This is a genomic window from Kitasatospora sp. NPDC101176 (assembly GCF_044768035.1).
Taxonomy (GTDB): Bacteria; Actinomycetota; Actinomycetes; order Streptomycetales; family Streptomycetaceae; genus Kitasatospora.
The window spans coordinates 309,744-335,950 of the sequence record NZ_JBIWPA010000003.1; the positions used below are offsets into that span (position 1 = coordinate 309,744).

Annotated in this window: 24 protein-coding genes; 8 read left to right on the top strand and 16 right to left on the bottom strand. The window is 75.8% G+C overall.

Annotated features, from left to right (window positions below; translation table 11 throughout):
- Positions 1 to 806 precede the first annotated feature (806 nt).
- Positions 807 to 2,654, bottom strand: coding sequence for a penicillin-binding transpeptidase domain-containing protein (locus ACIRS1_RS06695; protein ID WP_402837409.1), 1,848 nt, complete (start codon positions 2,652 to 2,654; stop codon positions 807 to 809).
- A gap of 241 nt (positions 2,655 to 2,895) precedes the next feature.
- On the opposite strand from ACIRS1_RS06695, the gene ACIRS1_RS06700 reads away from it, so the two are divergent.
- Both ACIRS1_RS06700 and ACIRS1_RS06705 read left to right on the top strand, forming a co-directional pair.
- Positions 2,896 to 3,402 carry a hypothetical protein gene (locus tag ACIRS1_RS06700; RefSeq protein WP_402837411.1) on the top strand — a complete coding sequence of 169 codons (507 nt, stop codon included), beginning with the start codon at positions 2,896 to 2,898 and terminating at the stop codon, positions 3,400 to 3,402.
- Positions 3,403 to 3,522: 120 nt separating this feature from the next.
- Entirely contained in the window at positions 3,523 to 4,041 is a 519-nt protein-coding gene (locus tag ACIRS1_RS06705) for a hypothetical protein (RefSeq protein WP_402837413.1), read from the top strand.
- Positions 4,042 to 4,090: 49 nt separating this feature from the next.
- Here ACIRS1_RS06705 and ACIRS1_RS06710 read toward each other — a convergent pair whose 3' ends face one another.
- Together ACIRS1_RS06710 and ACIRS1_RS06715 are read right to left on the bottom strand one after the other, a co-directional pair.
- Complete coding sequence (locus ACIRS1_RS06710; protein WP_402837415.1) at positions 4,091 to 4,471, bottom strand: hypothetical protein; 381 nt, start codon at positions 4,469 to 4,471, stop codon at positions 4,091 to 4,093.
- Between the two features lie 171 nt (positions 4,472 to 4,642).
- Positions 4,643 to 5,215, bottom strand: a complete 573-nt coding sequence (locus ACIRS1_RS06715; protein ID WP_360206981.1) for a helix-turn-helix domain-containing protein — start codon at positions 5,213 to 5,215, stop codon at positions 4,643 to 4,645.
- Positions 5,216 to 5,346: 131 nt separating this feature from the next.
- Between ACIRS1_RS06715 and ACIRS1_RS06720 the strand changes: the two genes are divergently transcribed.
- Positions 5,347 to 5,808, top strand: a complete 462-nt coding sequence (locus ACIRS1_RS06720; RefSeq protein ID WP_402837417.1) for a nuclear transport factor 2 family protein — start codon at positions 5,347 to 5,349, stop codon at positions 5,806 to 5,808.
- A gap of 161 nt (positions 5,809 to 5,969) precedes the next feature.
- Here ACIRS1_RS06720 and ACIRS1_RS06725 read toward each other — a convergent pair whose 3' ends face one another.
- The 5 genes from ACIRS1_RS06725 to ACIRS1_RS06745 form a co-directional block, all read right to left on the bottom strand.
- Positions 5,970 to 6,668 carry an SDR family oxidoreductase gene (locus ACIRS1_RS06725; RefSeq protein WP_402837419.1) on the bottom strand — a complete coding sequence of 233 codons (699 nt, stop codon included), beginning with the start codon at positions 6,666 to 6,668 and terminating at the stop codon, positions 5,970 to 5,972.
- A gap of 331 nt (positions 6,669 to 6,999) precedes the next feature.
- Positions 7,000 to 7,683 (bottom strand): hypothetical protein, encoded by a 684-nt coding sequence (locus ACIRS1_RS06730; protein ID WP_402837421.1) that lies wholly within the window; start codon positions 7,681 to 7,683, stop codon positions 7,000 to 7,002.
- Positions 7,684 to 7,845: 162 nt separating this feature from the next.
- Positions 7,846 to 8,919 carry a MerR family transcriptional regulator gene (locus ACIRS1_RS06735; RefSeq protein WP_402837423.1) on the bottom strand — a complete coding sequence of 358 codons (1,074 nt, stop codon included), beginning with the start codon at positions 8,917 to 8,919 and terminating at the stop codon, positions 7,846 to 7,848.
- 452 nt (positions 8,920 to 9,371) lie between these two features.
- Entirely contained in the window at positions 9,372 to 10,010 is a 639-nt protein-coding gene (sigK, locus tag ACIRS1_RS06740) for an ECF RNA polymerase sigma factor SigK (protein ID WP_402837425.1), read from the bottom strand.
- Between the two features lie 132 nt (positions 10,011 to 10,142).
- Positions 10,143 to 10,604 carry an SRPBCC family protein gene (locus ACIRS1_RS06745; RefSeq protein WP_402837427.1) on the bottom strand — a complete coding sequence of 154 codons (462 nt, stop codon included), beginning with the start codon at positions 10,602 to 10,604 and terminating at the stop codon, positions 10,143 to 10,145.
- Positions 10,605 to 10,946: 342 nt separating this feature from the next.
- On the opposite strand from ACIRS1_RS06745, the gene ACIRS1_RS06750 reads away from it, so the two are divergent.
- The 3 genes from ACIRS1_RS06750 to ACIRS1_RS06760 all read left to right on the top strand — a co-directional run bounded on the left by ACIRS1_RS06750 (position 10,947) and on the right by ACIRS1_RS06760 (position 14,212).
- Complete coding sequence (locus ACIRS1_RS06750; protein ID WP_402837429.1) at positions 10,947 to 12,269, top strand: NAD(P)/FAD-dependent oxidoreductase; 1,323 nt, start codon at positions 10,947 to 10,949, stop codon at positions 12,267 to 12,269.
- Between the two features lie 23 nt (positions 12,270 to 12,292).
- Entirely contained in the window at positions 12,293 to 13,441 is a 1,149-nt protein-coding gene (locus ACIRS1_RS06755) for a spore photoproduct lyase family protein (protein WP_402837750.1), read from the top strand.
- Between the two features lie 138 nt (positions 13,442 to 13,579).
- Positions 13,580 to 14,212, top strand: coding sequence for a carbonic anhydrase (locus tag ACIRS1_RS06760; protein ID WP_360206960.1), 633 nt, complete (start codon positions 13,580 to 13,582; stop codon positions 14,210 to 14,212).
- Between the two features lie 110 nt (positions 14,213 to 14,322).
- Here the strand turns inward: ACIRS1_RS06760 and ACIRS1_RS06765 are convergent, their stop codons facing one another.
- On the bottom strand, positions 14,323 to 15,483 hold the full coding sequence (locus ACIRS1_RS06765) for a toll/interleukin-1 receptor domain-containing protein (RefSeq protein ID WP_402837752.1): 1,161 nt from the start codon (positions 15,481 to 15,483) through the stop codon (positions 14,323 to 14,325).
- Positions 15,484 to 15,763: 280 nt separating this feature from the next.
- On the opposite strand from ACIRS1_RS06765, the gene ACIRS1_RS06770 reads away from it, so the two are divergent.
- A complete protein-coding gene (locus ACIRS1_RS06770) occupies positions 15,764 to 16,399 on the top strand; it encodes a flavin reductase family protein (RefSeq protein WP_402837431.1) in 636 nt (211 codons plus the stop codon).
- Positions 16,400 to 16,442: 43 nt separating this feature from the next.
- Here the strand turns inward: ACIRS1_RS06770 and ACIRS1_RS06775 are convergent, their stop codons facing one another.
- The 3 genes from ACIRS1_RS06775 to ACIRS1_RS06785 form a co-directional block, all read right to left on the bottom strand.
- A complete protein-coding gene (locus ACIRS1_RS06775) occupies positions 16,443 to 17,030 on the bottom strand; it encodes a hypothetical protein (protein WP_360206955.1) in 588 nt (195 codons plus the stop codon).
- 347 nt (positions 17,031 to 17,377) lie between these two features.
- Positions 17,378 to 18,238 carry an aldo/keto reductase gene (locus tag ACIRS1_RS06780; RefSeq protein WP_402837434.1) on the bottom strand — a complete coding sequence of 287 codons (861 nt, stop codon included), beginning with the start codon at positions 18,236 to 18,238 and terminating at the stop codon, positions 17,378 to 17,380.
- Positions 18,239 to 18,384: 146 nt separating this feature from the next.
- Positions 18,385 to 19,305: an NAD-dependent epimerase/dehydratase family protein gene (locus tag ACIRS1_RS06785; RefSeq protein WP_402837436.1), complete on the bottom strand. Its 921-nt coding sequence runs from the start codon at positions 19,303 to 19,305 to the stop codon at positions 18,385 to 18,387.
- 106 nt (positions 19,306 to 19,411) lie between these two features.
- On the opposite strand from ACIRS1_RS06785, the gene ACIRS1_RS06790 reads away from it, so the two are divergent.
- Complete coding sequence (locus ACIRS1_RS06790; RefSeq protein WP_402837438.1) at positions 19,412 to 20,350, top strand: LysR family transcriptional regulator; 939 nt, start codon at positions 19,412 to 19,414, stop codon at positions 20,348 to 20,350.
- A 145-nt stretch (positions 20,351 to 20,495) separates the two neighbouring features.
- Here ACIRS1_RS06790 and ACIRS1_RS06795 read toward each other — a convergent pair whose 3' ends face one another.
- The 4 genes from ACIRS1_RS06795 to ACIRS1_RS06810 all read right to left on the bottom strand — a co-directional run bounded on the left by ACIRS1_RS06795 (position 20,496) and on the right by ACIRS1_RS06810 (position 26,183).
- Positions 20,496 to 20,621 (bottom strand): hypothetical protein, encoded by a 126-nt coding sequence (locus ACIRS1_RS06795; protein ID WP_402837440.1) that lies wholly within the window; start codon positions 20,619 to 20,621, stop codon positions 20,496 to 20,498.
- Positions 20,622 to 20,865: 244 nt separating this feature from the next.
- Entirely contained in the window at positions 20,866 to 21,495 is a 630-nt protein-coding gene (locus ACIRS1_RS06800; RefSeq protein ID WP_402837442.1) for a hypothetical protein, read from the bottom strand.
- 170 nt (positions 21,496 to 21,665) lie between these two features.
- The gene (locus ACIRS1_RS06805) at positions 21,666 to 22,091 is read right to left on the bottom strand and encodes a hypothetical protein (RefSeq protein WP_402837444.1); all 426 of its coding nucleotides are present in this window, start codon (positions 22,089 to 22,091) and stop codon (positions 21,666 to 21,668) included.
- 99 nt (positions 22,092 to 22,190) lie between these two features.
- Positions 22,191 to 26,183: a Pls/PosA family non-ribosomal peptide synthetase gene (locus ACIRS1_RS06810; protein WP_402837446.1), complete on the bottom strand. Its 3,993-nt coding sequence runs from the start codon at positions 26,181 to 26,183 to the stop codon at positions 22,191 to 22,193.
- Between the last annotated feature and the right edge of the window lie 24 nt (positions 26,184 to 26,207).

The following is a 26,207-nucleotide window of genomic DNA, read 5'->3' on the forward strand; positions in this document are numbered from 1 at the left end:
CCGTCCGGCACCTCCGGGCGGCCGAACCGCCGCGTCGTCGGCTGCCGGCCCGCCTCACCCGATCGGGGGTCTTCCGGAGGTCGCACCCGTCCGGGGGCGGGCGGCGGCCGAATGCGGAGTGTGAGCGATGCGGCGGGCGGCCCCCGTGGCCGGTACGGGCCCGGCCGCCGAGGCGCTCACCGGCACGGCGCCGTCCCGCTCCCGCCCCCTCCGCCCCGCGGACGGGGCGCGCGCCGGCCCCGGACCGCGGTCCCCGACGATCAACCCCCGGTAGTCGGGGACCGCACCCCGCTCCCTCACCCCCGGGCGGCCGGAAACGCCTGTGCCCCGCCGGGGGCCACCCGGCGGGGCACAGGCACCGACACCCGCGATCCGACACCACAGGGCCGTTCTCCGGCCCGGGAGGGCGACCGCCGCGTCGCACCGGCAGCGGCCCGGCCGCCCGCACCCAGCAGCGGACGGCCGGTCCCCGGAGCCTCACGGGGGCGGCGGACCGTCTCGTCCGGGGAACGGTCCGGAGCCCGCACGGCGCCGGGGCGCCTTCCTGCTCCCTGATTCGTCGCCGGGGCCGGAGCGGATTGCCCCCGCCCGTCGGATTTCGCGGGTCATCGCCCGCGGTCCGGGCGCCTTCGTCCACCGGGCCCCGACGGACGGCTCCGCGCGACGCCGGGGCGTCGGAGTGCCGCGGTGCCCGGATCGCGGCGCGGGCGACCCTCGGCGTCAGGGAGCATCGGCCTCGAAGCCCGGCGGGCCCGGACCGGGCACCCCGGGGACCGGATCGGCCGCCAAGGCTCCCCCTGCCGCCGTCAGCCCCGGCCGCCGCCGGCCTTCAGCACCTGGGCGGCGGCGACGCCCGCCGCGCTGTTGCCGTGGCCGCCGCCCTCGACCTCGGCGGCCACCGCCAGGTCGCCGCGGTAGGCGATGAACCAGCTGTTGGTGTCCTTGCCCGGGCCGGCCTCGACGGTGCCGGTCTTGGCGCCGATCTGGCCGGTCAGTCCGGACATCGGGGCCCGGGCGGTGCCCTGGGTGGCGGTCTTGGCCATCATCGCCCGCAGGCCCTGGGCGACGCCCTCGGGCAGCCGGCCGGGGGCCGTCACGCGCTTGGCGTCCGTGCGCAGCACGGGCTGGCGGAACGTCCCGCTCTGCACGGTGGCCGCCACCGACGCCATCGCCAGCGAGTTGACCTGGATCCGGCCCTGGCCGATGTAGGTGGCGGCCGCCTCGTCCCCGTTCCTGGGCACCGGGATGGTGGCGTCCCGGCTGGGGATGCCGATGTGCCACTCCAGGCCGAGGCCGAACTGGTCGCGGGCGACGCTGGGCACCGTGCCGAGCTGCAGCTTCTCCAGGCCCTTGTCGATGAAGCCGGTGTTGCAGGAGCGGGTGAAGTCGTCGGTGAGCGTGTAGCCGGGGAAGTCCCCGGGCTCGTCGTTGTGCCAGAGCTTCGGGGAGGCGGTGGTCTCCTTGCACGGTGCCGCGCTGTCCGGGCTCAGCCCGGCCTCCAGCAGGGCGGCGGAGGTGATCACCTTCATCGTCGAACCGGGTGCCTGCCCGCCGCCGACGGCGCGGTTGAAGCCGTCCTGCGAGGAGTAGGCGATCGCCAGGATGTTGCCGGTGCTCGGCTGGACGGCCACCAGCGAGGCCGGCTTGCCGCCGGCGGCCTGCTGCTTCACCGCCTCCTCGGCGGCCTGCTGGAGACCGGCGTCCAGGGTGAGCCTGATCTCGGGGGCGCTCGGCGGGGTCAGCACGAACAGCTGCTCGGGCTGCCGCGCGCCCGCGGCGTCCGCGATCACCACGGCCTGCCCGGTGACGGCGGACGCCCCGTCGGCCGGCGTGATCTGCGGCAGCACCGTGCGCAGCGAGGGGAAGGCCTCCAGGGACTTGCCGTTGCGGTCGACCGGCTTCACCACCGGGGTGGGCAGCGGGCGCAGGGCGATCGTCTCCCCCGGGTCCAGGTGCGGGTGGAGCACGTTCGGCGCCCACCGCACGACGACCCGCCCGTCCGCCGCCCGCACCACGCTCAGCGCACCGTCGTACTCCCAGGCGCCGGCCGTGCCGTCGAACTCCGCCTTCGCCCGGAAGGCGAGCGCCGGCTCGCTGGGCGTGCCGGCGGGCGCCGGGCCCGTCCCGGTCAGGGTGAAGGTGCGGGCCTTGACCGTCTCGCGGAAGGACGCCAGTGCGGAGCGCGCGGCCTCCTGGCGGTCGGTCAGGGCGGCCGCGGCCGCGACGTCGCCGCGGCTCCAGGCGGCCAGGAACTCCTTCGCCACGGCCGCGGCCTGCTCACCGGTGGGCGGCGGCTGCGCGGAGCGGACCGCGGCGGTGGGCTCCTGCTGCCGGGAGTCGCCCGCGGCGGTCCCGCCGGTCACGGCGCTCACCAGGTTGTACGCGCCGATGCCCCCGGCCGCCAGCAGCCCGGCGAACGCCCCGCCGAGCGCGACCATCCACACCCGGCGCCCCGCCGAGCGGCGCGGCGCCGGCCCGTCCCCGGTCCCGCCCCCGACGGGGGTGACGTCCTCGGCCTGGTCCGCGTACCCGGGGTGGGCGTGCGCTCCGTAGGCGTGACCGCCGTAACCCTGGTCCCCGTGCCCGTGGGCCGCGTAGCCCTGGTCCCCGTACCCGTGGGCGCCGTACCCGGCGTCCGTCCGGTCCTCGGCCATGCTCCTGCCCCCCGTGAAGTTCCCTCGTCGTCAGCCCGAGCCGGCTTCCCCGCCCCGCCGATCGAACACCCGGCCGACGGTCCGGGGATCGTTCGGACCCGTCCCAGCGTAATAGGGCCCACCCACAGGCCACCCCGCACCCCCACAACTCCCACACACCATGTAGACCGGTCTGCATATTTCCCCGGCCGCACCGCCGCCCGGCGGCCCTCGGGGCGAACGCCCGTGCCATCCTGTGGCGGTGCTGCTTGCGAGTCATCAGTCCGCCGTCGAGCTGCGGCCCTTGCGCTACCAGTTCTCCGCGACGAGCGGCGATCCCTACGACGACAACTGGCTCGTCATCCAGGGCCAGGTGGCGACGCCGACCGGCCGGTGGTCGTTCCAGGACCCGTCCCTGCTGACCGACGAGTGCCGCGGCCTGTCGCGCTGGCTGCGCGCCGTCGCCGCGGGCAGGGTGGCCGTGACCGTGCCCGACCCGGACGGCGAACCGTCGCCGAGCCTGACCTTCCTGGAGCCGAACCTCGCCTTCAGCCTGGCCGGGCGTTCCGGCGGCCGGTCGCTGCTGCACGTCCACCTGTCGCTGGAGGCCGCACCTCCGTGGCAGTGCCAGGACGGGGACGGGAGCGACGACGAGGACGAGGGCTTCGACCTCTACCGGTTCGCCGTCGAGCTGGACTGCGGCGACGACGCACTGCTGCGGGCGGCCGACGCATGGGACCGGGACCTGTCCCCGTTCCCGTCGCGCTGAGACGCCCCTCGCGCCGGTGCGCGGGAAGTCGACCCGGCCGACTTCCTGCGCACCGAAGCCCCCGTCCGCCGCCGGAAACTCGCTGCAGGACCGGTGGACTTCGCCGCTACCCTCCCACTGGTGGACTCCCTTCTCGATTCGATGATCTCCTTCGCGGCCACGGGTGAGATCGGCCCGTTCAGGCTCGGCATGCCCGGCAGGGAGGCGGACCTCCTGCTGGGCGGCGGCACCGCCCTGGGCGCCCCGGCGGCGGTGCGGACCGCCGAGGACGGGGACGCCGGCGTCAAGGACGGCAGCCTGGAGGTGTGGGCCGGTCCCGACGGGCTGGTGCACCTGCTCGGCTTCGACGCGGTGGACACCGCGGGCAGGTTCGCAGCCCCCTCCCGCGCCGGCACGGCGGGCCGCGGGGCCACCGGGTCGACCGAAGCGACCGAGGTGATCGAGGCCCCGACCCGCGAGGCGGTGCTCGACGGGCTCCGGCGGACCGGCTGCCGATGGCGGGACGACGACGCCCTGACCTTCGACGACCAGCTCGCCGTCCGGACGCAGGCCGGGGTCTCCGCGGTGTTCAGCCGCCCCCGGCCGCCGGCCGACGGGTGGGTGCTCGCGAGCCTCTACCGGTCCGCCGACCGCCGGTGACCCCCCGCGGCCTCCACCCGGCCCGCCTCGCCCACCTCGCCTGCCTCACTCACCTGGTGAACGTGATCACCAGCGGGTCCGAGTCCGACGCGATGTAGTCGTACGTCTGGTACTCGACGTGGCAGTGGGCGGTGGCGTCCGCCTCGGCGGCGAAGTCCTCGATGTTCTCGGCGAGCAGGTCGAGGGCCTCCCGCCCTCCCCGGATCCACAGGACCGGGCCCTCCGTGACGATCGAGGCGCCCTCGCGCTCCGGATCCTCCCGGAACGCGATCTGCGACAGCGACCTCTCGTAGGGAGAGGGGTTCCCGCTCTCCGCGAGGTCGCAGGTCCCCGCCGCCCCCCGCAGCTGCCGCCCGAGCGCCAGGAGCGCCGGGCGCGTCCCGGAGAGTTCGGTCTCCCCGCACTTCCCGTCGTACAGAACCTGCAGCACCACAGCTCCCCCGTCGTCGACGGCCCGCACCACGCGGCACCGGAAATCCACGGACCGGCCACCGCCCGTCCGGCGGGGCCTCGGCCCGAAACGCGCGAGAAGTCGACGGAGCCGACTTCTCGCGCCGCCTTCCCGCACCGCCTTCTCACACCGCCTTCCCACACCGACAGCTCAACGCGGGCGCAGCCCGTCGAAGACCACCTCGAAGATCCGCTCGCGGGCCTCCCGGTCCGGGCCGAGCTGCTCCATCGTCGCGCCGACGCCCACCAGCAGGGCGATCAGCTCCGGCAGGCCCAGCTCCGGGCGGACCGCCCCGGCCCGCTGCGCCCCGGCCAGCAGTTCGGCGAGCTGCGCCCGGATCGCCCCGCTCGACTCCCGCAGGGAGGCGTGCGCGTCCACCCCGGCCGCGGCGAGCGCCTGGGTGAACTCGTCCTTGCCCGCGGACTGGTCGATCACCAGGCGGAAGCCGTCGAAGAAGGCCTCGGCGGGCTCGGCACCGGCGGTCAGTTCCGCGGTGCGGGCGGCGATGGTCTCGAGCCGGCGGACCATCACCGCCTCCAGCAGGGCCTCCTTGGTCGGGAAGTGCCGGAAGAGCGTGCCGACGCCGACCCCGGCGGCCCGGGCGATCTCCTCGGTCGGCGTGGCGACGCCACGGGTGGTGAACACCTCCGTGGCGACGTCCAGCAACCTGGCGCGGTTACGGGCCGCGTCCGCCCGCAGCGGGCGCTCCTGAGCGCCGGTCATGCCGTCCACCCTCTTCCACAGATCGCGACGGTCCGGCGACGCCACCCCTGGACAAGCGGAGTCGCCAGTCCGTATCGTCGAAACGGAGTTGCTAGTCCGATTCCAGCGACGGATCGTACCGGAGGTTGATCATGTCTGAAACGCGGTCACCGCGCGAGGCCTTCCACGCCCTGCTCGACGGCATCACCGCAGGACGGCTCACGGAACTGGGCGAGCTCTACGCCGAGGACACCGTGGTGGAGACCGCCCTCGCCCCCGTCGGGCCACGCCGGTTCGAGGGGCGGGCCACGCTCGAGGCGCGGTTCGCGGAGGTCGCCGCACACTCACCGCTGCAGCTGACCCCGAAGAACGTGCTGGTCCGCGAGACGGACGATCCGGAGGTGGTCGTCGCCGAGTGGGACTACGAGGTGCACAACCGGGTGAGCGGGCAACGCTTCGAGGCCGCCAACGTCCAGGTGCTGCGGGTGCGCGACGGACTGATCGTCCACAGCCGCGACTACCACGACCACCTCACCCTCGCCCTCGCCACGGGCACCCTCCCGGACCTGGTGGCAGCCCTGGAGGCCGTGCCGCACCCGGCGGCAGGCGAGTGACGACCGGCCCCACTCCCCCCTCGGCGCCGAATATGTAGACCGATCGACATATTCCTCCCGGGCTCCCAGGGGGACGAGGGGCCCCAGGGGGCGAGGGCCCGCCAGGAGGGCGGCGCAGGAAGTCGGCCGGTCCGACGTCCTGCGCGCCAGCGGACGCGGTGTCAGCCGAGCTGCCCGGTCGGCCGGATGGTGATGTGGTTGATGTCGACGCCCGCGGGCTGGTCGAGGGCGAAGGCGATCGTGTTCGCGATCTGCTCGGGGGTCATCGCCGGCGAGGCGTCGGGGGTGCCGCCGCGCTCGTCCCAGAACGGGGTGTCCACCACCCCGGGGGCGACGACGGTCACGCCGACTCCGTCCTTGCCGACCAGCAGCCGGGTGTTCTCGGCCAGCGCGTGCGCGGCCCACTTGGTGACCGAGTACAGGTTGCCGGGCGTGTTGCGCACCCCGGCGACCGAACCGATGATCACGATCCGGCCCTTGGACTCCCTGAGGTGCGGCAGGGTCTCCCGCACCAGCAGGGCCGGGCCCAGGACGTTGGTGAGGACCATCGCGCGCATGTCCTCGGGCGCGTGGCTCTCCAGGTTGCCGGGTAGCGAGAAACCGGCGTTGGCGATGACGTTGTCCAGCCGGCCCCACGCGTCCACCACGCGGCGCACGGCGGAGGCGACGTCGTGCTCGTCGCCGGCGTCGCCGGTGATCGTCAGCAGCCGCTCGCCCGCTCCGGCCGAGGCGGCGAAGGCGGCCAGCTTGTCCGTGTCACGTCCGGTGACGGCCACGCGGTGGCCCTGCCCGAGCAGGACGCGGGCGGTGGCGGCGCCGATTCCGGTCGAACCACCGGTGATCAGCGTGACGGGTTCCATGGGGCGGCCTCCTCGGCGATACGGGTCATCGGGGCTCCCGCAGCGTCCTGGCTGTCCGCGACCGTGAGGTGGCGCGCCACGTCGACGGACTCCCGCCGTCGGCCCCCCGAAACGCCTGCACTATACCCAGCGATCTTCCCGCCGTTCCCGTGAACGGCGGGTCGCCCGGCTACGGCCACGGGTAGCCCAGCCGCCCTCGCCGGGCGGTGGGCAGACGATGGTCAGACGGAGCAGGTCCGGTTCCGTGGCCATCGGCAAAGGATCACCGAGCCGGCCGCAGCTGTCATGTGAGTTCGCGCGGCCTCCACTCCGACGATCCCGGGGCGAACCGTCACTCCTGAGCCGGATATCCGACCGGATATCCGATCTGGGCGACGTCCTCCGCCAGGTGGGTAGTGTCCGGTTCCGGGTTCAGCAAGGACACGACGCGCCGGGTGAGAGGGCGCAGGGCGTAGACGTGCCGGACGGCCGCGATGTCGACCGCCACCTCGTAGTACTCCTCAGCGAACCGCTGATACGCCTCGGGACGGCCGTCCAGCAGCACGTCGAACAACCACTCGGCGCTGCCGTCGTCCTCCACGCCCTCCGGTAGGGGCTCGACGGCCCCCGCCCTCCACGCACCGTCGGATCGTTCGCGCCAGAAGCACACCGTCGCCCGGGGTGTCCCGTGGTCGCTGAAGGCGGGCTCCGCGACGTGCGCGCGGAGTGCCTCCGGCACCCCGTCGAACAGGCCCGGCCACGGCGCCGGAGGCGTCACCCGATACGGGGTCATCGGCGACTCGTGATCGAAACCGCGGGCATAGGCGCCTGCCGGTGAGAAGACGATCGAGTACTCGTTGCCGGAGCCGTCGCGCATCGAGGCCATCTCCTCCGTCGGCGACCAACGGGAGTCGAACGAGAAGTACCGGTCCCCCCACTCCGGGCTCAGAATGGCGTCCAGCATCGCCATGGCACGCGAACGGTCCCGGACGAGGGAGATCTCGGGCAACTGGCGGATCAGGTCAGAAACAGGCACAGCCACATCAAAGCCGATCCCCCTGACACCGCCCGCACCGCCCGCACCGCCCGCACCGCCCAAGAGTGCACGCCGGTTCGCCGGCCCCACGGCCCGGGCGCCGAGGCTCACCGGCTCCGCTTCGACACGTCAGGAGCCGTCCGGGGCCTGCGGCGGCAGGGGTCAGCGGAGCAGGTTCTGCAGCTGGTCGAGGGCGGTGGGCAGGTCCCGGGGGTGCAGGGCGCCCGGGGGGCGGCGGGGGGCGGTCCAGCCGGGGCCGGCGATGAGGAGGGCGGGGTGTATCCGGGCGCCGTGCGGGCCCCAGCTGGTCTGGGCGACGCGACGGGCCAGCGCCCGGTCGGCGGTGCGGGCGACCTGGGACCACAGCAGCACGGCCGGCGGCCCGGTGCGCCGCACCGCCTCCAGCAGTGCCTCGGGCGGCAGCGCCGGGCCGAACATCCGGAACGGCAGCCCCCGTTCAGCCAGCCCGGCGGCCAGCGCCTCCAGCGGCAGGGCGTGCAGTTCGGTGGGCATGCCGGCGAGCAGGACGGCCGGCCCCTGCGGCGGCTCGGCCCGGTCGGCGGCGCGGCGCAGCGCGGCGGCGACGTGCCAGGACAGCAGGTGCTCGACCTCGACGTAGCGTTCGCCCTCGGTGGCCCACTTGCGGCCGGCGGCGCGCAGCGCGGGCATCATCACGTCCGTCCAGGCGGTGACGGCGCCGAACTCCTCGATGCTGCGGCGCAGGATCCGGGCGAGTTCGGGTGCGTCGAGGCGGACGGCGGCGCGGGCCAGGCCCCGGCACTCGGGTCGTACGGTGCCGACGGGCAGGGTGTGGCCGCCGGGCGCCGTCCCGGTGGCGGGCCTGGGCGCGGCGGACGTGGACGTGGCGGACGTGGACGTGGCGGACGTGGACGTGGGCGTGGCGGACGGTGTCGGCCCGGCGGACGGGGCCGCGACGGCGGGCGGTGCGGGCCGGTCGACGTCGGCGCCGGTATCGACGGCGAGGGCGAGGCGGGCGGCCTCGGCCGGGGTGACGCCACGGGCCGTCAGGCGGCACATCTCCTCCAGCACGGCGACGTCCCGCGGGCTCCACTGCCGGTGGCGCCCGGGGTCCCGGTGGGCCGGGCCGATGCCGTAACGGCGTTCCCAGGAACGGACGGTGGTCGGTGAGACGCCGAGCCGGCGGGCGAGGGCACCGGTGGTCAGGCTGGCCTCGGCCGACGGCCGGCCGACGGAGGCGGAGGCGGGGGCGGACACGTGCGCGAGCCTACGCCGGACGGGCCGGGCCGGTGCCGGGGCGACGCCCCGGGCAGCGGACCAGAACCGGGGAGGCGGCCTGCCGACGCGCCGGGCCGCCGACGGCCGGCCCGGAGTCGGCCGTCACCCGCCCGACCGACCCGCGGACGGGCCCCCGCCCCGGGCCCGGCCATGCGTACACCCGCACGGGACGGAGGGAGTGAGCCGGCCGCCGCAGGGGGCCTGCCGACCCGGGGTGCCCGACGGAGACCCGGCACGGCTCGGGCTCTCTGCCCGGACGGCCGAGGACGTCGGCGGGGCGAAGGCGAGGACCCGGACGCGCCGGCCGGTGCACGACGCTCGCCGGGCGGGCCGGGGTGGGGGCGGCGGTGGGGTGGGCACGGGCAGTCGCCGGCTGTCCGTGGCACCGGTGACGGACGGGGCTGGGGCCGGGGGCGGGGGTGGGCACGGGCCTACGCCTGGTGGGCGGGCGTGTCGGCGGCGAGTTGGGCGCGCAGGCGCAGCAGGGCGTCGCGGATGCGGGTCTTGACGGTGCCGAGGGGGGCGCCGAGGTCCTGGGCGGCCTGGGCCTGGGTGCGGCCGCCGAAGTAGACCAGCAGCAGGCACTCGCGCTGGACGTCGGTGAGGGTGGCCAGGGCGCGGCGCAGGCGTTCCCGTTCCCGGTCGCGTTCGAGGTCGCGTTCGACCTGGTCGGCGACCTCGTCGAAGACGGGGGTGTAGGCGCGCAGGGCGGCGGTGCGGTCGCGGTCGGCGGCGGCCTGGGCGGAGCGGACCCGGTCGACGGCGCGCCGGTGGGCGAGGGTCAGCACCCAGGGCAGGACCTCGCCGCGTTCGGGGCGGTAGCGGGCGGCTTCCCGCCACACCTGCCAGAAGACCTCCTGGGTGACCTCCTCGGCCTGGGCGCGGTCGCGCAGGACCCGCAGGACGAGTCCGAGCACGGCGCCGGCGGTGGCGCCGTACAGCTCCTCGAAGGCCCGTTCGTCGCCGTGGGCGACGCGTGCGGCCAGGGTGCGCAGGGCGGCCCGCCCGCCGTCGGCGGGGGCCTGGTCCGCGGGCGGCCGGGTGGCCGGGCGGTCGATCAGTGCTGTCACGGTGCCGGTTCCTCCACAGTGCGACCGTCGCGTAGTGGAGGTCCGGAGGGCTACTCGCATCGTTTGCGCAGCGTTGTGGCGGGACGCACGATGAGGGGCCGCGGCACCCGGCGGGCCGACGGCCCCGCGGGGTCACCGCCCCACGGGGTCGCCCGCCGCCGGGTCACCGGCCGCGAGGGCCTGCGGCAGGCGCAGGGCGACCTCGTCGGCGAGGCGCTCGAAGGCGGGGCGCAGGAAGGGTCCGGCGAGGCGGGCGAGGCCGTTCAGGCGCAGGTCGGCGCGGTAGTGGACGACGGTGGACCCGCCGGCGGGCAGGACGGTGATGTCGTCGATGGCGGTGACGGTGGTGTTGCGGCCGATGAACACCAGGCGGTCGGGGTCGCGGCGGGCGAGGCGGTAGTCGAGCCAGGTGGCGCGGCCGCGGAAGCGGGAGACGTTGGTCCAGCGCGATCCGACCGCGATCGGCCCGTCGTCCTGGCGGGTGCAGGAGAGCGTGCCCGGGTCCCACTGCTCGGTGTGGCCGAAGTCGGCGAGGTAGTCGAGGACGTCGGCGGGCCGGCGGTGGACGGTGATGCGGCGTTCGACGGTGGGCATGGCGGGCCTCCCGATGGTGTCCGGCGGACGGTGTCCGGCGCAGCAGGACGGTGCCTGGTGGTTCGGTGCCTGATGTTCGGTGCCGCCGCCGGAACGGATGGGAGGGCGCCCCGGGCCGGCCCGGCGAGGAGGGGCGGGACCCGGGCGGGGCGGGGCGGGGCGGGTCCAATCCACGGCGCCGGGCGGATCCGAAGCACGTTTCGACCGGTGCACGACGCGGTGCGCGTCCCGGCGGACCGTAGAAGGAACCGTAGAAGGAACCGCAGCAGGACCCCGGAAGGACCGCAGCAGGACCGCGGACGCGCAGCGCGGCCCGCAGGAGGAACGAGAGGACGGCCCGCCATGGGAACGGGACGGGAGACCGCCGCCGAGGTGATCGTCGTGGGGGCGGGCCCGGCCGGGCTGGCCTGCGCGCTGGACCTGACCGCGGCCGGGCGGGACGTGCTGGTGCTGGAGGCCGGGGACGAGGTCGGCGGCCGGATGCGCACCGACGTGGTGCAGGGGTTCCGGCTCGACCGGGGGTTCCAGGTGTTCAACACCGCCTATCCGCAGGTGCGCCGGCGCGTCGACCTGAAGGCGTTGCGGCTGCACCCGTTCACGCCCGGTTTCCTGCTGGCCGGCGGGCGCGGCCGGTTCCCCGTGGTGGATCCGACCCGGCGCCCGGGCCTGGCGCTGGAGCTGCTGCGCCCGGGCGGGGCGGTGCCGCTGCGTGACGTGCCGGCGTTGGGGCTGCTGGGGCTGCGGGACGCGGTGCTGCCCGCCGGGGTGCTGAAGCGGGCGCCGGACGTGAGCACCGCGCGGGCGCTGCGGGCGGCCGGGGTGTCGCGGCGCACCGTCGAGGGGGTGCTGGGGCCGTTCCTGGCCGGGGTGTTCCTGGAGGAGGGGCTGGAGACGTCGAGCCGGCTGTTCCACCTGGTGTGGCGCAGCATGCTGCGCGGGAGCCTGTGCCTGCCGCAGGAGGGGATCGGTGCGGTGCCGCGGCAGTTGGCGCGGGGGCTGGCGGCGGGGCGGGTGGTGTGTGGGGCGCGGGTGGAGCGGGTGGGGCGGCAGGAGGTGCTGCTGGCGGACGGGTCGGTGCTGCGGGCGGGCGGCGCGGTGGTGGTGGCGACCGGGATGGCGCAGGCGGCGCGGCTGCTGCCGGGGCTGCCGGTGCCGGCGGGGCGGGCGGTGACGACGTTCTACCACGTGGCGCCGGTGAGTCCGTTGCGCGAGCCGACGCTGGTGGTGGACGCGGATCGGCGGGTGCTGAACACGGTGGTGCTGTCGGAGGTGGTGCCGCGGTGTTCGCCGGACGGGCGGGCGCTGGTGTCGACCTCGGTGCTGGGGCTGGACGCGGACGAGGGGGCGGCCCGGTTGCGGGCCGGTGAGCTGTACGGGGTGGACACCTCGCGGTGGCGGACGCTGACGGACTACCGGATCGCCGATGCGCTGCCGGCCGGGCCGGCGCCGCTGCCGCTCAGCCGGAGCGCGCGCTGGGCGCCGGGGCAGTACGTGTGCGGGGACCACCGGGCCACCGCCTCGGTCCAGGGGGCGCTGGCCTCGGGCGCGCGGGCGGCCCGGGAGGTGCTCGCGGACCTGGCGGAGCGGGCGCCGGGACCGGCGCGTGCACCGGTCCCGGTGCCGGCACCGGAACGGCGCCCCGGCCCCGGGCGGGACGCGCGGTGACCGACCAGCCCCAGCTGCCCGGCATGCCGGGCCTGCCGGGTGTGTCGGCCGCGCCCGGAACCCCTGACCCCGGTGCCCCGACCCCCCGGCCCGCCACCGCCGCGGCCACCACCGCCGCCGCGCTGCTGGACATCCGCGAGATCCACGCCGAGCCGGCGGCCCTGGCCTCGCCGCGCGGACGGCAGGTGCTGGCGCGCTTCCCCGGGGCGCGGGTCGTCGAGGTGCCCTCGCACTGGGCGATCCCGCAGCTGCACGGCAACGCGGGCAACGTGCGGCGCTGGGCGCGGATCAAGCGCGAGGTGCTGGTCCTGGGCGTGAAGAAGTCGCTGACGGCCCGGCCCAACGGCCGCTCGGCGGACTGGATCGCGCCGAGCTCGGCCAACGGCTGCGCGCTGGCCTGCGCCTACTGCTACGTGCCCCGGCGCAAGGGCTACGCCAACCCGATCACGGTGTTCACCAACATCGACCGGATCATCGGCTACCTGGGCGGGCACGTCGCCCGCCAGGGCCGCAAGAGCGTGCCCGACCAGCGCGACCCGCTGGCGTGGGTGTACGACATCGGGGAGAACAACGACTGCTCGGTGGACGCCCTGGTGTGCGACAACACCGCCGACCTGGTCGCCGCGTTCCGGCAGTGGCCCACCGCCAAGGCGTCCTTCGCGACCAAGTGGGTCAACCGGGACCTGCTGGAACTGGACCCGCGCGGGCGCACCCGGATCCGCTTCTCCGTCATGCCGCCGGCCGACGCCCGGCTGCTGGACGTCCGCACCAGCCCGGTGCCCGAGCGGGTGCGCGCCGCCGACGACTTCCTGGCCGCCGGGTACGAGGTGCACTTCAACCTCTCCCCCGTCGTGCTGCGCCCCGGCTGGCAGGCCGACTGGGCCGAGCTCCTGCGGCGGATGGACGACGTGCTGGGGCCCGCGGTCAAGGCGCAGGCGGCCGCCGAGGTGATCATGCTGACCCACAACCAGGACCTGCACGAGGTCAACCTCGGCTGGCATCCCAAGGCGGAGCAGGTGCTGTGGCGTCCGGCGCTGCAGGAGCCCAAGCTCTCCGGCAACGGCGCCTGGAACGTGCGCTACCGGGCCCGGACCAAGGCCGCCGCGCTGGCCGAGCTCGGGGTGCTGATCGAGCGCCACGCCCCCTGGCTGCGGGTGCGCTACGCCTTCTGAGCCCGCGCCCAGCCCCCGGGGCCGCGGACGACATCGGCCATCGGACACCGGACGGCATCGGACACCGGACGGCAGCGGACGAACGCCGGACGGACCCCCCTGGTGCGATCCCCACCAGCGCCGATCTAGGGTGCTGGCATGATCTCCTCACCGATATCCGGCCCCGACCAGGCGCTGCGGGTCCTGCTGGAGGGCAACGCCCGGTTCGTCGCGGGCAGCCCGGAGCACCCCAACCAGGACGCCGGGCGCAGGGCCGCCCTCGCTCCGGCACAGCGGCCCTTCGCCGTGCTGTTCGGCTGTTCCGACTCGCGTCTGGCGGCCGAGATCATCTTCGACCGGGGGCTGGGCGACCTGTTCGTGGTCCGTACCGCCGGGCACGTCACCGGGGCGGAGGCGCTGGGCAGCATCGAGTACGGCGTGAGCGTGCTGGAGTGCCCGCTGGTGGTCGTGCTGGGGCACGACTCCTGCGGTGCGGTGGCCGCGGCGCGGGACTCGCTCGACCAGGGGCGCCTGCCGGGCGGCTTCGTGCGCGACGTGGTGGAGCGGGTGACCCCGAGCGTGCTGGCGGCCAGGGCGGCGGGCATCGAGGACCCGGACGCGATCGTGGACGAGCACATCCGCCAGACCGTGGACCTGCTGCTGGAGCGCTCCCAGGTGCTCGCCTCCAAGGTGGCGGCGGGCGAGGCGGCCGTGGTGGGGCTGTCCTACCGGCTGCACGACGGCCAGGCCCGTACGGTGGCCGCCCGCGGCCCGGTCGGCGACCCCGACTGATCACCCACCCGACCGACCCGACCGTCCACCACGACCCGACCGGACCCGGACCCGGACCGGGCCCGGACCCGACCCCCTGCCGCCGCCCGGGCGGTGGGGGGTCAGTCGGGTCAGTCCTGGCGCAGGTCGCGCACCAGCCGGCTGACCGCCTCGCTGAGCGTGAGCGGGTTGGCGGCCGTGGAGAAGTCGGGGATGTGGTAGGCCCGGATGGTGCGGGCGAGGTCGTGTCCGGCGTCGGCGTCGAAGAGTTCCCAGTCGAGCAGGCGCTCGTGCGCGACGATGCGGATCGGGAAGAGCTTGCGGGTGCCGCTCTCGCGTTCCGCACGCACCGCGCGGCCGATCTCGGTGGCCACCCAGTTGCTGGCCATGCTCGCCTCGGACAGCACGAGGATCATCCGGCCGCGCCGCTGGATCTCCTCGGTGATCTGTTCCAGGACGGTGCGCCCGCCGCGGATGTCGTGCGGGGCGAACCAGGTGTCCACCCCGTTGGCCTCCAGCATCCGGTGCAGCTGGGCGGCGAACGCCTCGTCCCGTGACGAGTAGCTGATGAAGGCGCTCGGCCGGTCGGGCCCGGCCAGCTCGGGCACGCTGTCGCGGTGGGCGCGGACCATGTCCGGGTCGGCGCCCACCGCGGTGAAGAAGCGGTCCAGGCCGGCGAGGTCGGTGCGCAGCTCCCGCACGGCCTCCTGGTCGCCGAGCTGTTCCCGCGCCAGCTCCAGCGCCTGGTGGTTGAGTTGGAAGGAGTCGGCGACGGTGCGTTCGTCGACCCGGCAGAGACCGTTGACCACCACCGGGTCGAGCGTGGAGGCGAGGAACTTCGAGCCGGCGAAGACCCCGAGGCCGAAGTGGGCGCCCTCGAAGGTCGCGCCGACGAAGGTGACGCGGTGGAAGGTGGCCTGGAGGAAGAACGCGTCGTGGTAGTTGCCCTCGAACGTCCCGCCGTCGAAGACCGCGCGGAAGAAGTCGGCGGTGCCGAACGCGGCCTTCTTCAGGTCGCAGTCGAGGAACCGCGCCTCGATGAACCGGGCGTACAGGGCGTTGATCCGGCGGAAGCGGCAGCGCCGGAAGATGCACCGGGAGAGGTCGCCGAAGGCGAGGACGCAGTTGTCGAACGCGCAGTCGACGAAGACGGCGTCGGAGAGGTCCTCGCGGCCGAGCCGCAGGCCGGTGAACTCGCGGCCGGTGAACTCGCGGACGCCGGAGGCGTATTCGTCGAGGAAGGCGCGCGTGGCCGCCGTCTCGGCGGCGGACGGCTGGTCGGTGTGGGTCATGGTCACGGCCCCGGTCGGTGCGGCGGCTGGTCGGGCTGTCTGACGGGCCGAACATAGCACCGCCGCAGGGCCGTTCAGGCCGGTACGGCGAACCCCGCACCCCGTCGGACGCACCTGCGGACCCGGCCCGGGGCCCCGGCCCGAACGCCGCCGCCCGAACGCCGTCACCCGAGCCCCGTGGCCCGAACGCCGTGTCCGATCTCCGCCAGCGCCGCGCGGCGCGGGCGGGCAGAGTCGGGACCGGTCAACGTTCCACGACGACGGGCAAGGACGGCATCACGTGCACAAGGTCACCGACCTCAAGGTCCTCTACTTCGGCACCCCGGTGGTGCTGATCGGTTCGCGCAACGAGGACGGGAGCGCCAACCTGGCGCCGATGTCCTCGGCGTGGTGGCTCGGGCAGTCCTGCGTCCTGGGCCTGGGCAACAGCTCGCAGACCTCGCAGAACCTGCGGCGCGAGGGCGAGTGCGTGCTCAACCTGCCCTCCTCCGTACTGGTCGACGCGGTGGACCGGCTCGCGCTGCTAACCGCCAACCCGCACATCACCGAGTACCGGCAGCGCCAGGGCTACCGCCACGAGCGGCGCAAGTTCGCCGCCGCCGGGCTCACCGAGCAGGCGTCCGAGCTGGTGCGCGCGCCGCGCGTGGCCGAGTGCCCCGTCCAGCTGGAGTGCCGGCTGGAGGCGGCCGTCCCGTTGGCCGGCAACCCGGGGTGCACCGCCTTCGAGGTGACCGTCGTGCGGGCACACGTCGAGGAGTCCCTGATCGTCCCCGGCACCGACCACTACGTCGACCCGCTGGGCTGGGACCCGCTGATCATGAAGTTCTGCGAGTTCTTCGGCGAGGGGCAGCGCCTGTCCCCGTCCCGCCTGGCCGAGGGCTGGCGGATGCCCGGCCGTCTGCCCGCACACGTGTGAGAACGGGACCGCCCGCCGGGACTGCCCGCCGGGACGGCCCCCGTCAGGCGCGTTCCCCGCAGGAGTCGCAGATGCGGGTGGCGGGCAGCTCCAGGAAGCAGGAGGGGCAGATCGCCGGCGGCCGCGGCGGGGCGGCGGCGGCCGCCTTGCGCTCCACGGACGCCTTCAGGCGCGGGGCCAGCGCGGGCGTGCCGCCGTCGGCGGGCAGCGTCGCGCCGAAGTGCCGGTAGCAGGCGAGCCGGGCGGCGGCGGCGTGGTACTCGCGGTCCAGTTCCCCGGCCACCGGGGGCTCCCCCGCGACGGCCAGCACCTCCTGGTAGCCGGCCCCGACCATGCCGTCGGTGGAGTGCACCACCAGCGCCGTCAGCGGCGGGTCGCCGCGCCGGTGCGCCTCGCGCACCACCAGGGCCAGCACCTTGCCGATCCAGTTGCGCTGGTGGACCCGGGTGCGGACCCCGGCGGCCTGCTGCACCTCCTCGGCGAGCTCGGCGTAGGTGATCACCGCGTGGTAGCGGCCCGCCACGTCCACCAGGGCCGGGTAGGCGGCCCTGGTCCAGGCCACCTGTGCCTGGGTGGCGCTGACCGCCGCCCCGTCCGCGACCCGCCAGTAGCCGCGCTGCTGCTCGTCCATCCCCGCCCCTGAAAGCTCGTCCGCCGCCCCCACCGGGAGCGAGGCTACCCCGCCCCGGACGGCCCCGGGCGCGCGGGGCGGGACCGGGCATCCGGGGCGCGACCGGGCTTCCGCGACGAGCGACGGCCGGGCGTCCGGGAGTGGCGACGGCCGGGGCTTGACCTCAAGCCCGGTTGACGTCGTCGAATGGGTCCCGACCGCGCCGTACGGGCACCGCGGTCGATGCCCCGCCCGTACGGACCCGTCCGGTCCCGGGGCCGCCTGGATTCCGATCGTGCCGCAGGCGGCCCCGGGCCGGCAGGGCCCGCCGGAGCCCCGAACGCGACCGCGGGGCCCCGCGCGCGGCGTCAGCCCGATTCCGGCCGCAGGGCGGCCAGTTCGGCCGCCGACAGGGTGAGGGCGGCCGCCGCGGCCGAGTCGCGCACGGAGGCTGGCCGGCGTGCGCCCGGGATCGGGACGACGACGGGCGACTGCGCCAGGTGCCAGGCCAGGCAGACCTGTTGCGGGCTGACGCCGCGCTCGCGCGCCAGGGCGTGGAAGGGCGTGTCGGGTGCCGGCGCGGGGCCGCCGGGGTCGTCGACGGCGCTGGGCGAGATCCCGCCGAGCGGGCTCCACGGCAGGAAGGCCAGGCCGAGCCCGGTGCACAGGTCGAGGGTGTCCCGGGTGGCGGAGTGGGCCGGGGAGAAACGGTTCTGCACCGAGACCAGGCGCGGGCCGAGGATCTCCCGGGCGGTACGGATCTGCTCGGTGTCCACGTTGGAGAGGCCGACCATCCGGATCGTGCCGGCGTCGGCGAGGTCGCGCAGCGCGCCGACCGAGTCGGCGAACGGGACGGCCGGGTCGGGCTTGTGCAGCTGGTAGAGGCCGATGGCGGCCACGCCGAGCCGGGTGGCCGAGGCCTCGGCGGCGCGGCGCAGGTGGCGCGGGTCGCCGTCGACCGTCCAGGTGCCGTCGCCGGGGCGGCCCCGGCCGCCCTTGGTCGCGACGAGGACCTCGTCGGCGCCGCGGGTGCCGCCGTAGGAGGCCAGGGCCCGGGCGATCAGCCGTTCGTTGTGGCCGAGTTCGCCGGCGTGCCAGTGGTAGGAGTCGGCGGTGTCGATCAGCCGCACACCCGCGTCGAGGGCGGTGTGGACGACGGCGACGGCCTGCTCCTCGTCCGGGCGGCCCTCGACGGACAGCGGCATCGCGCCGAGGCCGATGGCGCCCACCGCGACTGCCCCGATGCTCCGCACCGCCGGACCGGCGGGACCGGCAGGAACGACGGGACCGGCAGGAACGGCGGGACCGGCAGGAACGGCGGGAGCGCCGGGACCGGCGCAGCCGGCGGGAACCGCGGGGGCGTCAGGGGTGCGCGTCATGCCCGGGCCTCCCGGACGGCCTGGGGCAGCCAGTCGGCGACCGGGGAGAAGCGGAAGCCCAGGCCGGCGGCGCGGGTGGTGTCCATGGCGTAGCAGCGGTCGAAGGAGAACGGCGAGAACAGTGCGCCCGTCTCCGCGTCCACGCTCACCGTCACGTCCGCGGCGGCGACCGGCTCGGTGCGGGTGCCGAGTTCGCGGGCGATGGCGGCGGACAACTCGTGGGCGTCGAGCGGGCCGTGGGAGGCGGCGTTGACCGGGCCGGTGAAGTCGGCGGTCGCGGTGAAGGCCAGGAAGCGGGCGATCTCGGGGGCGTGGACGAAGGAGGCGGGCTGGGGTGCGGGGTGGACGGCCACCGGCAGGCCGGCTTCGATGCGCCGGACGTAGTGGGCGAGGCGGCCGGTGAAGTCGGCGCCGCCGAGGACGTGCGCGGTGCGGACGAGGGCGGTGTCGAAGGGGGCCTGCCGGGTGAGCAGGGCTTCGGCCTGGCGTTTGCCCTCGCCGTAGTGGTCGGCGATGAACTGCTGATCGTGCCAGGGCAGTTCGAGGTCGATCGGGTGGGTGGCGGGGTCGACGGCCGATTCGGTCAGGGCCGGGCCGCCGGGCCGGCCGGTCTCGGCGTAGACCTCGACGGTGGAGGTGAGGACGTAGCGGCGGGTGCGGTCGGCGAAGACCCGGGTGGCGATGGCGGCCTGGCGGGGCGTGTAGCAGACCTGGTCGACGACGGTGTCGAAGTGCCGGTCGGCGAGGGCGGTGTGCAGGGCCTGTTCGTCGTCGCGGTCGGCGAGCAGGTGGGTCACGCCGGGGGGCGGGGGTGTGGAGCCCCGGTTGACGACGGTCACCGTGGCGCCGCCGTCGCGTAGTTCCTCGATCAGTCGGCGTCCGAAGTGGCGGCTTCCGCCGATCACGCACACGTCCATTTGCGGTGGCCCCTTTCGGCCCGTCCTGTGGTGTCGGTGTTCAGCCTGCTGGACGGCGGTCACCAGCGGTAGTATCGATCGGATTGGCTCGTCGTTAGGGAAACTGTTGATCGATGTCCAGCGGTTGGCCGTGCTGCGCGAGGTGGCCCGGCACGGGAGTTTCAACCGGGCGGCGGTGGCGCTGCGGTGTACGGCCTCGGCGGTCTCGCAGCAGGTCGCGGCGTTGGAGCGCGGTCTGGGCGCGGCGGTGGTGGTGCGCTCCACGCGCGGGGTGGTGCTGACGGAGTCGGGGCGGCTGCTGGTGGAGGCGGCGGAGGCGATCGCCGCCGAACTGGCCGACACCCGGCAGCGGTTGGACCGGCTGGCGGCCGGTCAGGCGGTGCTGACGGTGGCCACGTTCGCCAGTGCGGGGCGACGGCTGCTGCCGGCGGCGCTGGCCGGTTTCGTCGCCGACCATCCGCAGGTGGAGGTGACGGTGCTGGAGGAGGAGCCGGAGGAGAGCCTGCCGGGGGTGCGCGAGGGGCGTGCCGACCTCGCGTTGGCCTATCACTTCGACGACGCCCCGGCGCCGGGGCGGCCCGGGGACCGTTCGGGGCTGGAGTGGACGCCGCTGGGCGAGGACCCGCTGCGGGTGGTGCTGCCGCGCCGCCATCCGGTGGCGGTGCGCTACCGGGCGCGGCCCGAGCCGCTGCGGCTGGCCGAACTCGCCGATCAGCGCTGGATCCTGGGGTGCCGCAAGTCCGCGGTGCAGCTGGCGCGGTACGCCGAGTCGGCGGGTGTGGGGCTGCGGATCTCGTGCACGGCGACGGACTACGGGTTCGCGCAGGCGCTGGTGCACGCCGGGGTGGGCATCGCGCTGATCCCGGAGATCGGTCTGAGCGGGGACGGGGAGCTGGTCGCGCTGCCGCTGGCCCCGCCGGGCCCGTGCCGTCACCTGGGGCTGGTGCTGTCGCGCCGGCGGCGGGGCCCGTCGGCGGTGCTGGCCGAGGAGTTGGCGGTGCGGCTGACCGGCGGCGTGCCGGTGGGCGGCGGCCCGGTGCGGTAGCGTGTGGGGCGAACGGAAGGGCCCCCGACCACTGCGACTGGTCGGGGGCCCTTCGTGTGCGGGCGGGTGGGCGGACCGGGCCCTGCGCGCCCGGCACTCCCCTGTGCGGGGCCCGCCCGGCGGTTCACCGGGGCCCTGCCGGGCCCTACTTCACCGCCGCCACCACCACTGCGGCCACGGTCGCCAGCGCCGTGATGACCCCGGCGTTGCGCCGCAGCCACCGTCCGATCGGCTCCGACCTCCGTGTCCGGAGCGGCTCGTCGCCTTCCACCCGGTCTCCTCCCGTCTCCGTACGACGCCCGGGCCGGTCGGCCCGGGCCGGGGTTCAGAGGAGGGGGAGGAACACCGCACCCGTGGGGGGCGACGGACAGAAACCTACGCGGCGCCGGTGGCGAAACTGCCATCCGACTGCGGGAAAGGAACGGCCGACTGGCGATCCGCCCAGGTGACTTGGCCGACGGCCTCGGAAGGTTCACCCGTTCGTCGGTCGCGCACACCGGACCGGCGCTGGTGCGTCAGTACTGCCGCAGCTGCGGCCACAGGTCGTTCCAGGGCCGCGGGGCCGGGTCACACAGGACGACGGCGGCGTGCTGCTCCAGGTTGTCGACGCCGTGCCCGTTGTCGACCCTGGCGACGGTGCGGCAGCCGGTGAACGGGGCCTCCAGCGCGGGATGCCCGGCGGGGTGGACGAGCAGGACGGGGCCGGTGGCGTCCGCCGGCGGCGGGCCCCAGTCGGCGAGGCTCATGTGGCCGGAGTAGGGGGTGGGCAGGCCGAGGGCGGGGCCGTAGTGGGCGAGGGCGCCGGCCTCGCCGTAGTTGGAGGTGAGCAGGACGGCGTGGGCGCGCCGGTCGGGTGGCAGGTCGTGCCAGGCAGTGGCGGTGGCGGCGGTGAGTTCGGGCCAGCCGACCTGTTCGCCCTGGTCGGGGTCGACGGCGTTGGGCAGGGCGAGGGCGCCGGCGGGCAGCAGGGGCAGGGTGGCGAGGGCGCTGACGGCGGCGGCCGCGGCCAGGGTGCGGGCCAGTGCGCGGGCGCTGCGGCGGGTGCGGGCGAGGACGGGTTCGCAGCCGGCGACGGTGAGGACGAGCAGCAGCGGCAGCGGGTAGTACGGCTTGCCGCCGCCGACGATGACCATCGCGCACAGCACCGGGTAGGCGGTGGCCAGCGGGCGGGCGTGGTGCAGCGTGTCGTCGTGGCGCAGGGCGCGCCAGCCGGCGAGGGCGACGGGTAGCAGGAACGGGGAGAACTGGAGGGCCTGGAGGGGCAGGAGCCATCGGCCGGCCCAGCCGTTCTGTGCGGCTAGTTCGTGGGCGACCTTCAGTTCGGGGAGGCCGTGGGTGGCCTGCCACCACAGGGTGGGGGCGGCGATGAGCAGGGCCCAGGCGGTGCCGAGCAGGGCCCAGGCGGCGCCGGGCGGGGTCCGGGTCGTGGGGGTGGGGGCGTGGGGCGGGGTGGGGTGACGGTGGCGGCGCTGAGCAGGGCGGAGGGGGTGCGCAGGGCGGTGGGGCCGTCGCCGAGGAGGGCGGTGGCGCGGGCGAGGATCGGGGTGAGGGGTGGTTGGTCGGTGTAGCCCCAGGCCGGGTGGTGGCCGGCGAGGAGGAAGTAGAGCTCGTCGCGGTGGAAGCCGTAGCGTCCGGAGAGGGCGGTGAGCAGCGCGGCGAGCGCGCCGGCGATCGCGAGGACGGGCCGAACCGCGAACGGCGGCAGGCCGGTTGGCGTTCCACTCCCCCGTGTGGTGTCCATCCGGGCAGTGTGGCACCGGTGGGGTGCGGTGGCGGTGGCGCGGGCGGGGTTTCCGGGGGAGGTCGGGGCGGGCCGGCCCGGGGGCGGGGGATCTTCGTATCAGAGGGTGGCGGGGCGGCGGCGTCGGCGGCCGGGGGGCGGGGTGGGGTCGGTGTTCCAGGCGGCGACGGGGTTGCCGAGCCAGCGGGTGGCGCCGGGGACGTTCTCGCCGCGCATGACCAGGGAGGCGGGGCCGACGGTGGAGTCGGCGCCGAGGGTGGAGTTGAGCAGGACGACGGAGTGCGGGCCGGTGGTGGAGCCGGGGCCGAGGTGGACGGGGCCCAGGCGCATGACGCGGTCGTGGAAGAGGTGGGTCTGCAGGACGGTGCCGCGGTTGACGCTGGCGCCGGCTCCGACGGTGACGAGGTCGGTCTCGGGCAGCCAGTGGGTCTCGCACCAGACGCCGCGGCCGATGCGGGCGCCGAGGGTGCGCAGCCAGGCGTTGAGGTAGGGGGTGCCGGTGAGGCTGTGGCCGCCGAAGGGCATGGCGAGTTCCTCGACGAAGGTGTCGTAGAGCTCGTTGCGCCACACGAAGGGGGACCACAGGGGGTGTTCGGCGGTGCGGAAGCGTCCGACGAGCAGCCATTTGGCGGCGGTGGTGAGCAGGCAGGCGGTGAGGGCGGCGGCGGCCAGGACGAGGCCGCCGGTGGCGAGGGCCAGGGGCAGGCCGTAGGCGTCGCGCAGTTCCTGGAGGGTGGCGAGGACGAGGTCGCCGAGGAGGGCGGCGAGGATGACGGGCAGCAGGCGGCAGAGTTCGACGCCGGCGCGGGCGGCGATGAGGCGGCGGGAGGGGTCGTAGGTGCGGGTGTCGGTGCCGGTGTCGGCGACGCGGGGCAGGGCGAAGGCGGGGCGGCCGAGCCAGGAGGAGCCTTCGGGGGCGTGGGCGGGGGTGTCGGACAGGACGCCGACGAGGGAGTTGTCGGGCAGGGTGCGGCCGGGGGCGACGATGCCGGAGTTGCCGACGAAGGAGCGGCGTCCGATGTGGGAGGGGCCCAGGTGCAGCCAGCCGGCGCGTAGTTCGTAGGGGGCGACGAGGGTGTCGTCGGCGAGGAAGGCGCCGTCGTCGACGCGCATCAGGGCGGGCAGGGCCAGGACGGTGGAGGCCTCGACGCGTCGGCCGACCTTGGCGCCGAGCAGGCGCAGCCAGGTGGGGGTGAGGAGGCTGGCGTAGAGGGGGAAGAGGGTGCGGCGGGCGGTGTCGCCGAGGCGGGTGACGGCCCAGGCGCAGTAGGCGGTGCGGCCGTGGGCGGGGTGGAAGCCGGGGCGCAGCGGGCGGGAGTGGAGGCGGACGAGCAGGGCGGTCAGGACGGCGTGGCAGAGCAGGGTGAGGGCGGCCAGGGGAATAGTGGCGGGCAGGAGGTGGAGGAGGGCGTCGGAGAGGGTGCGCTCGGTGTCGATCATGGGGTAGACGACGGCGAGGGCGGGCAGGGCGGCGAGGAGGGGGAGCAGGCCGAAGAGGGTGAGGCCGAGGGTGTGGGCGAGGTTCCAGGTGCGGGAGCGGGTGGTGGTGGGGGCGGGCCAGGGGGTGGCGGTGTGGGGGGCGGGGCGGGCCGGGGAGCCGTGCCAGTGTTCGCCGGCGGGGACGGTGGCGGTGACGCAGGAGCCGGCGGCGATGTCGGCGTGGGCTCCGACGCGGGCGCCGGGCATGAGGGTGGCGCGGTGGCCGATGCGGGCGCCTTCGCCGATGTCGACGCGGCCGAGGTGGAGGGTGTCGCCGTCGAGCCACCAGCCGGCGAGGTCGGCTTCGGGTTCGATGGTGGCGCCGGCGCCCAGGCGGGCGAGGCCGGTGACGGGGGGCAGGGTGTGCAGCAGGACGCCGGGGCCGACGCGGCAGCCGAGGGCGCGGGCGTAGCGGGGGGCCCAGGGGGTGCCTGTGAGGGCGGCGACGCCGAGCAGGGTGGTGACGCGTTCGGCGGCCCACAGGCGTAGGTGGGTGGGGCCGCCGCGGGGGTGGCTGCCGGGGCGTAGGCCGGCGGTGAGCAGGCGGGCGGCGCCGGCGGCGAGGAGGGTGCGGCCGGGGGCGCTGTAGAAGAGGAGGAGGCCGGCGGCGACGGGCCACCAGGAGCTGTGGGGGGCCCAGGCGAGGTGGTTGCCGGTGAGGTTGTCGAGGGCGACGAGGACGAGGGTCCAGCGCAGGCCGGCGAGGGTGAAGACGCCGAGCAGGACGAGGGTCTGCCACAGGCCCGCGCTGGTGGGGGTGCGGCGTACCGGGCGGGCGGGGCCGGGGGCGGCGGCGGTGGGGCCGGGGGTGGGGTCGGGGTCGCCGGTGAGGGTGTCGAGGTAGTCGGCGAGGTCGCCGAGGACGGGGTGGGCGTAGAGGTCGGCGACGGAGACGCCGGGGTGGGTGGTGCGCAGGTCGGAGGCGAGGCGGGCGGCGGTGAGGCTGGAGCCGCCGAGGGCGAAGAAGTCGTCGTCGGTGGTGGGGGTGGTGCCGAGGAGTCGTTCCCAGTGGCGGGCGAGTCGCCCGGCGGTGCCGTCGGTGGGGGTGGGGCGGTCGTCGGGGGTGTGCTGGGGGGCGGTGGTGGTCAGCGGCCAGGGCAGGGCGGCGCGGTCGACCTTGCCGGAGGTGCGGGTGGGCAGGGAGTCGACGAGGGCGAGGACGGGCACGAGCGGGGCGGGGAGGCGTTCCAGCAGGTGGCGGCGGGCGTCGGTGAGGTCGGGGGTGGTGCCGGGGTGGGGGACGAGGTAGCCGACGAGCAGGTCGGTGCCGGCGGGGGTGGTGCGGACGGCGGCGGCTGCGGCCCGGACGCCGGGCAGGGCCTGGAGGGCGGCGTCGATCTCGCCGAGTTCGATGCGTCGGCCGGCGAGTTTGACCTGGTCGTCGGCGCGGCCGAGGAAGACCAGGCCTTCGGGGTCGTTGCGCACGAGGTCGCCGCTGCGGTAGACGCGGGTGCTGCCCAGGGCGGGGTGGGCGGTGAACTTCTCGGCGTCCTTGGCGGGGTCGAGGTAGCGGGCGGTGCCGACGCCGGCGATGAGGAGTTCGCCGGTGCCGTACCAGGGGACGGGGTGGCCGGCGGGGTCGACGACGGCGATCTCCCAGCCGTCCAGGGGGGCGCCGATGCGCACCGGGCGGCCGGGGAGCAGGCGGGCGGCGGTGGCGACGACGGTGGTCTCGGTGGGGCCGTAGGTGTTCCAGAACTCGCGCTCGGGCGTGGCGAGGCGTTCGACGAGTTCGGCGGGGCAGGCCTCGCCGCCGACGATGATCAGGCGGACGGCTTCCAGGCACTCCTGCGGCCACAGGGCGAGCAGGGTGGGGACGGTGGAGACGGCGGTGATGCGGCGGCTGACCAGCCAGGGGCCGAGGTCGGTGCCGGCTTTGACGAGGGCGCGGGGGGCGGGGACGAGGCAGGCGCCGTGGCGCCAGGCCAGCCACATCTCCTCGCAGGAGGCGTCGAAGGCGACGGAGAGGCCGGCCAGGACGCGGTCGCCGGGGCCGAGCGGTCGGCGGCGCAGGAAGAGGCGGGCCTCGGCGTCGACGAAGGCGGCGGCGGAGCGGTGGGTGACGGCGACGCCCTTGGGGCGGCCGGTGGTGCCGGAGGTGAAGATGATCCAGGCGTCGTCGGCCGGGCCGGGCCAGGCGGGGCGGCCTCCGGGCCGGGGGCCGGGGCCGGCGTACAGGTGCCGTTCGGCGCCCAGGACGGCGCAGACCCCGGCGTCCTGCCAGATCATCGCGGCGCGTTCGTCGGGGTCGTCGGCGTCGACGGGGACGTAGGCGGCGCCGCAGCGCAGGACGGCGAGGACGGCGACGTAGAGGTCGGCGGTGCCCGAGGGGATGCGCACGCCGACCCGGTCGCCGGTGCCGATGCCGTGGCCGGCCAGGACGCCGGCGAGGGTGTCGACCTCGTGCAGCAGGGTGCGGTAGTCGAGGACGGCGGTGCCGGTGTCCAGGGCGGGTGCGTGGGGGTGGGTCCGGGCGGTGGCGTCGACGATGTCGAGCAGGCTGCGCGGGTGGGCGGGCGGGGCCACCGGCCAGCCGGCGGCGGGGGCGGGGTGGGGGTGGGGGTGGGGGTGGTGCAGGGTGCCCGGGCCGACCGAGTCCTGGCGTGCGTCCATGGGGTGGTGTCCTCGGCTCCGTCG

Excerpts from the sequence above, each read along its gene's own strand:
- ACIRS1_RS06695 (WP_402837409.1), bottom strand. The coding sequence starts at position 2,654 with ATGGCCGAGGACCGGACGGACGCCGGGTACGGCGCCCACGGGTACGGG.
- ACIRS1_RS06715 (WP_360206981.1), bottom strand. The coding sequence starts at position 5,215 with ATGACCGGCGCTCAGGAGCGCCCGCTGCGGGCGGACGCGGCCCGTAAC.
- ACIRS1_RS06720 (WP_402837417.1), top strand. The coding sequence starts at position 5,347 with ATGTCTGAAACGCGGTCACCGCGCGAGGCCTTCCACGCCCTGCTCGAC.
- ACIRS1_RS06725 (WP_402837419.1), bottom strand. The coding sequence starts at position 6,668 with ATGGAACCCGTCACGCTGATCACCGGTGGTTCGACCGGAATCGGCGCC.
- ACIRS1_RS06745 (WP_402837427.1), bottom strand. The coding sequence starts at position 10,604 with ATGCCCACCGTCGAACGCCGCATCACCGTCCACCGCCGGCCCGCCGAC.
- ACIRS1_RS06750 (WP_402837429.1), top strand. The coding sequence starts at position 10,947 with ATGGGAACGGGACGGGAGACCGCCGCCGAGGTGATCGTCGTGGGGGCG.
- ACIRS1_RS06755 (WP_402837750.1), top strand. The coding sequence starts at position 12,293 with ATGCCGGGCCTGCCGGGTGTGTCGGCCGCGCCCGGAACCCCTGACCCC.
- ACIRS1_RS06760 (WP_360206960.1), top strand. The coding sequence starts at position 13,580 with ATGATCTCCTCACCGATATCCGGCCCCGACCAGGCGCTGCGGGTCCTG.
- ACIRS1_RS06765 (WP_402837752.1), bottom strand. The coding sequence starts at position 15,483 with ATGACCCACACCGACCAGCCGTCCGCCGCCGAGACGGCGGCCACGCGC.
- ACIRS1_RS06775 (WP_360206955.1), bottom strand. The coding sequence starts at position 17,030 with ATGGACGAGCAGCAGCGCGGCTACTGGCGGGTCGCGGACGGGGCGGCG.
- ACIRS1_RS06785 (WP_402837436.1), bottom strand. The coding sequence starts at position 19,305 with ATGGACGTGTGCGTGATCGGCGGAAGCCGCCACTTCGGACGCCGACTG.
- ACIRS1_RS06805 (WP_402837444.1), bottom strand. The coding sequence starts at position 22,091 with ATGGACACCACACGGGGGAGTGGAACGCCAACCGGCCTGCCGCCGTTC.
- ACIRS1_RS06810 (WP_402837446.1), bottom strand. The coding sequence starts at position 26,183 with ATGGACGCACGCCAGGACTCGGTCGGCCCGGGCACCCTGCACCACCCC.